Source organism: Roseateles sp. (genome assembly GCF_036486225.1).
Taxonomy (GTDB): Bacteria; Pseudomonadota; Gammaproteobacteria; order Burkholderiales; family Burkholderiaceae_C; genus Roseateles.
The window spans coordinates 21,127-27,237 of sequence record NZ_DASVNZ010000019.1 but is presented as its reverse complement, the minus strand read 5'-3'; the positions used below and the strand labels follow the sequence as shown (position 1 = coordinate 27,237).

General features: G+C 65.1%; 1 protein-coding gene. It reads left to right on the top strand.

Annotation, left to right across the window (positions count from 1 at the left end; translation table 11 throughout):
• The first annotated feature begins 322 nt into the window (after positions 1-322).
• Positions 323-6,097 (top strand): alpha-2-macroglobulin family protein, encoded by a 5,775-nt coding sequence (locus VF536_RS01785; protein WP_331613068.1) that lies wholly within the window; start codon positions 323-325, stop codon positions 6,095-6,097.
• The last annotated feature ends 14 nt before the right edge of the window (positions 6,098-6,111 follow it).

The following is a 6,111-nucleotide window of genomic DNA, read 5'->3' as shown; positions in this document are numbered from 1 at the left end:
CCCATCCCGAACAGGACCGTGAAACGACTCAGCGCCGATGATAGTGCGGATTCCCGTGTGAAAGTAGGTCATCGTCAGGCTAATACACCGCCAAACCCCTCGATCAGCAATGATCGAGGGGTTTTGTCTTTTCGGGGCTTCGAATACGATGATCGAGCTTCAACGCGCAAATATCGTCGGCGATCTGCTCCTGGCTCGCGAACGCTACTTATCTAAGTAATCGCATTGCCAGACATTGCTTGATGTTCGCCCCTTTTGTGGGACTGTTTTTCTGTTGTCCTCGGAATAGACTGCCTCCTCGTTTGGACGCTACGGGGGGCGTATGCAGCGATTCTGGAATGGGTTTGGCCGGTCTTCGCTTCTGGCGCTTGCGGCAGTTGGCACGTTGTGCTGGGGGCTGCCGGCACAAGCAGTGGAAATCGCTTCGGTTTCTCCGCAGGGTGAAGTTGCGCAGGTTCAGAATGTCGTCGTTCGCTTCAAGGTTGCGGTGACGCAGCTCGGCGACCCCCGGCTTCCCGATCCAGTTGCCTTGCGTTGTGGAGACGCTGTTCCCCAGGGAAAGGGCCGCTGGACAAACGATCGAGAGTGGATTTTCGATTTTGCACGGCCGCTACCGGCCGGAGCGAAATGTTCGGTTGTTGCCAGCCTCGATTTTCGACCGACTGCACCCGGTGCAGGCTTGGAGTGGAACGGCAAGCGCGAATTCTCGTTCCAGTTGGGAGCCCCAACGGTAAGGCGCATCAGCCCTTGGGAAGGCGGCAAGATTGAGGAGGACCAACGATTCCTCCTGCAGCTTTCCGGCACGGCAAAGCTTGAAACCATCGCTCCTCATATGTGGTGTGAGTCGAAGGCGCTTGGGGAACGCATTCCAGTTGAACTGCGTGGCGTCTTGGAGCGAGATGAACTGCTCCATGCATTGAAGCTGGATGAAGCGAAGGGGCAGAACTGGATTCTTGTCGGATGCTCTCGCCCTCTGCCGGCGGGCGCGGAGGCAACGTTGGTTTGGGGCGCCGGCATAGCGGCCGCCGGCAACGAATCCGTCCGCACGCGAGCGGATCGGCGTTTCCGCTTTTCTGTCCGTTCGCCGCTGACCGCTGAACTCTCTTGTGAGCGCGAGCGTGCGAATGCGCCTTGCCTCTCGATTCGCCCGATCACCGTGAGCTTTTCTGAGCCGATCGCACGGGAGTTGGCCTTGAAAGTCCGGCTCAAGGCAAAGGACGGAGTGACCGTATCTGCCTTGACGCAGGCAGACCCAGAGCAGCAGTCCGCCAAATGGCTATCGACGGTGCGCTTCCCTGCGCCCTTGGCCGAACAGCAGGAGTATCTGCTTGAGCTCCCCGCTGGCATCAAGGATGACAGCGGGCGACCGCTGTCCAATGCGGCCAGCTTCCCGATGAAGGTTCGAACATCGGAAGCGCCCCCTCTGGCGAAGTTTGCCGCCGCGCCTTTCGGGATCGTCGAATGGGAGCCGGCAGGGCCCAGCCTCGTCCCTCTGAGCTTGCGACGCGTGCAGAGTGATCTGCAGCCGCGCGCCAGTGGCCATCTACGGATCAGAAGGCTTACCGACGATGTCGAGATCCTGCGCTGGTACGGACGGCTCTTCCGGCAGAACGAATGGGAGGACCGGAAGTTCGAGTGGTTGAAGGACGGTTCGGACCTTCAATCGATGACCGTGCCTCCGCCGAATCCCGAGAAGCTCATTGATGTGATCGGCATCCCGCTGTCGCAGCCGGGCTATCACGTGCTTGAACTGAAATCGCCGCGTCTGGGACAGTCGCTTCTCGATCCGATACAGCCAATGTTTGTGAGGACGGGGGCGCTCGTCACCAATCTTGGGCTGCATTTCAAATTGGGGAAGGACGACAGCCTGGTCTGGGTGACGTCGCTCGACAAAGGCCAGCCGCTGGAGGGGGCCCAGGTCGCTGTCTACGACTGCCGTGGCAAGGCGCTCTGGAACGGCCGCACGGATGCCCAGGGGCTGGCGCGCATCGATCGACCGAACCTGGATCGCGACGGCGGAGGAGGGCAGTGCATCGCGGAATCGGGCCTGTTCATCACCGCACGACACGCGCAGCCGGGGAAGGCGCTTGATCAGTCGTTCATGTTCAGTGGGTGGAGTCGTGGCATAGAGCCCTGGCGCTTCAACGTGCCCATCGCGTGGGGAGCCGAGCGCGCGGCCCGTGCCCACACCGTGACCGATAGGCCGCTGCTTCGCGCGGGCGAGACGCTGTCGATGAAGCACTTCTTCCGCCTGGAGACCGTTCAGGGCCTGTCTGATGCGACTGCGGATCAACTGCCGGACAAGCTGCGCGTCGTGTTCGAAGGCACCGGTGAGGACGTGGCCGCTCTGGACTTGCGTTGGCAAGGTAGCCGGTACGCGTTGAGTTCTTGGACAGTGCCGGCAGAGGCCAAGCTCGGCCGATATCGATTCATCATGGAACGAGGGGACTCGCGCGGTGGTCGGCAAACCTGGGACAGCGGGAGCGTGCGTGTCGAGGAATTCCGCGTGCCGCTCGTCGATGCCCGCCTTGTTGCGCCAAAGGCGCCTGCTCCTGGGGCCAAGGAGCTGTCGTGGTCTGCTCAGCTGAACTACATGGCTGGCGGCCCCATGGCGAAGTCGCCGGTGGAAGTCAGTGCCATGCTGCAGCCGCGCTGGACCCAGTTCCCTGGGTTCGACGATTTCGCCTTTGAGCCACCGTCGCGAGAAGGGCCGCGTGACGCGGCTCCGGACGGCGAGATGGAGACGGGCGACGGGGAGTCGGCGGGTGATGCGCCCGGAGCGAGTCGACTGGTGCTCGACAAGCTCGCGCTCCAGACCGATACCAAAGGCGGTGCATCGTTCAAGATTCCCCTGAAGGGCGGCATCGACCGCCCCTCGGAGTTGCGTGTCGAACTGAACTACCGAGATCCCGATGGACAGACGCACACCCGGGCGGCCTCTCAGGTCGTCTGGCCCGCGGGCGTGGTCGTCGGTCTGCGCGCGGCCACGTGGGTGGCCAACGGCCAGCCGTTGTCCGTCCAGGCGGTGGCCCTGGATACCCAGGGGAAGCCTCTGGCCAACCAGAAGATCAGCATCGGCGCACGCCAGATCCAGACGCTCAGCACGCGCAAGCGACTGGTGGGAGGCTTCTACGCCTACGAGCATCAACGCAATCTGAAGGACCTGGGTGAGCTCTGCAGCGGCACGACCGATGCGCTCGGGCTCATGCGTTGCGAGGTCAAGCTGAGTCAGGGCGGACAGATCGAGCTGATCGGATCGACCAGGGACGACGGTGGCCGCACTGCGCAGGCGGCGCGGTCGCTGTGGGTGACGAAGGCGGGTGAACTCTGGTTCGCGCAGGACAACGACGACCGCATCGACGTGATCCCGGAACGGCGACGTTATGAGCCTGGCGAAACGGCGAGGTTCCAGGTGCGCATGCCTTACCGCGATGCGACCGCACTGGTCACTGTTGAGCGGGAGGGCGTGTTGTACAGCGAGGTGCGGCGCCTGTCCGGCCGCGACCCTTGGCTGGAACTGAAGATCGATCGGAACTGGACGCCGAACGCGTTTGTCAGCGTGATGGTCCTGCGCGGCCGTCTGCGCGAAGTTCCCTGGTATTCATTCTTCTCCTGGGGCTGGCGCGAGCCGACCAACTGGTGGCGGGAGTGGCGCGCCTCCGGGGACTATCAGGCGCCGACCGCCATGGTCGATCTGTCCAAGCCCTCGTTCAAGCTCGGCATGGCGCCGATCGAGATCGGCCAGGCCAAGCACCGGTTGCAGGTCGAGGTCGTGCCGCAGCAGGCGCAGTACGGCGTGAGGCAAAGCGCGCAGGTCAAGCTTCGGGTGACCCAGGATGGCAAGCCGGTACCGGATGCCCAGATCGCATTCGCGGCGGTGGATGAAGGCCTGCTGGCGCTCGCACCGAACTCGAGCTGGAAGTTGCTGGACGGCATGATCCAGACGCGTCCGTGGGGCGTGACGACAGCGACCGGGCACAGCGAAATCATCGGCCGGCGACATTACGGTCGGAAGGCCGTGGCGGCTGGAGGCGGGGGCGGTTTCGCCACCCGGGAGCTGTTCGACACGCTGTTGACCTGGCAGCCGTTGGTGACTGTCGATGCACAGGGCGAGGCGCTCGTGCGCGTGCCGTTGAACGATTCGCTCACGCGCTTCCGGCTGGTGGCCGTGGCCGACGCGCCGGGACAGCGCTTCGGCACAGGCGAGGGCAGCATCAACGTGAGCCAGGACCTGCAGCTGCTGTCCGGTCTGCCGCCGCTGGTGCGCGAAGGCGACCGGGTGCAGGCCATGCTCACGCTGCGCAATGCCACGAGCCGCGCGATGGACCTCCGGGTGTCCCTGACCGGCAAGGCCAGCGGGGAGGGCGGCGAGCAGGCAGTGCCGACCGATCCGCGCGCCGTGAAGCTGGCGCCAGGACAGGCGCAGGAGTTGGCTTGGGACGTCGTGGTCCCGGAGGGCGTCCAGCGCATCGTCTGGGAAGCGTTGGCGCAGGAGCAAGGCGGCGGCGCGAAGGACGCGATGCGGACCACGCAGGCCGTCCAGCCGGCAGTCCCGGTGCGGGTGCTGCAGGCGACGCTGCGTCAGCTTGATGCGCCGATCAGCATCCCCGTCGCCGTCCCAGCCGACGCGTTGCCGGCACAGGGTGTCAAACGCGGCGGACTCCAGATCGGTCTGCAGCCGAAGTTGTCGACGGCCCTGCCGGGCATCCGCCGTTACTTCGAGCAGTACCCCTACACCTGCCTTGAACAGCAGAGCTCGAAATACATCGCGCTGCATGACACCGCCTCGTGGGAGGGACTGATGGGGCAGTTGTCGACCTATCAGGACAACGACGGACTGTTTGCGTACTTCCCGCTCTCGCGGCATCTGACGCAAGGCAGCGACGTGCTGACCGCCCATCTGCTCTCGGTCGCGCAGGAAGCGGGTCGACCCTTGCCCGCGGCGCAGCTGGGCAAGGCACTCGATGGGTTGGCTGCCTTCGTCGAGGGACGACTGGAGCGTCGCCACTGGTCGCCGCGCCCCGATGACGAGCCGCGACGCATTGCTGCGCTCGCCACTTTGGCGCGGTACGGCAAAGCGACGCCGCGACAGCTTGGCACCGTGGACGGCCGAAACCTGAGCACCTGGCCGACCCATGTCGTTGTCGATTGGTTGGTCCTGCACCAGCGGATGGCCGATGCACCCGACCGTATCGCCCAGATCTCTGCCGCACAGAACCAGCTGCGGAGCCGCCTGAGCTTCTCGGGCTCGACGCTGCGTTTCGTCAACGAGGAGTCCGACGCCTGGTGGTGGCTGATGGGCAGCGGCGACGCGACCGCGGCACGTGCGATCCTGGCCCTGGTCGACGACCCGGGATGGAAAGAGGACCTGCCTCGGCTGGTCGTCGGCACACTCGCCCGCCAGGAGCGAGGCGCCTGGTTCAACACGACGGCGAACCTGTGGGGGGCCTTGGCGCTCGAAAAATTCTCGGCGCGTTTCGAATCGCAGCCGGTGAAGGGAAAGACCGAGGCCAAGCTGACCGGCGCTGGCGTGGCGTTTGACTGGACGGCCAAGCCGGAGGGCGGCGAGTTGCGGCTGCCGTGGCCCGCCGCCGGCAACGGCACGCTGACCCTGACGCAGTCGGGCGAGGGGAAACCCTGGGCCACGGTGCAGGCCTTGTCCGCCATCCCCTTGAAGGCGCCGCTCAGTGCCGGCTACGCGATCAGGCGGACGATCACACCCGTATCGCAGAAGGCGGCGCCACGATGGTCGCGAGGTGACGTGATGCGCGTGCGGCTGGAGATCGATGCCGCCGCCGACATGTCGTGGGTGGTGCTCAGCGATCCGCTGCCCACGGGCGCGGCGGTCGTCGAGGGCACGATCGACACGCAGGGCGAGCGCGCCGAGGGCCAGGCGTGGCCCAGCTTCATCGAACGCAGTTTCACGGCGTGGCGCGCCTACTTCGGCTACCTGCCGCGCGGCAAGCATGTCCTCGAATACACGGTCCGGCTGAACAATGCCGGACGCTTCCAGATGCCCACCACGCGGGCCGAGGCGATGTACTCGCCGGACCGCTTCGGTGAGCTGCCGAACGCGACCCTGGAGGTGCAGCCTTGAACCTGCCGGGTGCC

Coding starts and splice junctions, on each gene's coding strand:
- VF536_RS01785 (WP_331613068.1), top strand. CDS start 323: ATGCAGCGATTCTGGAATGGGTTTGGCCGGTCTTCGCTTCTGGCGCTT.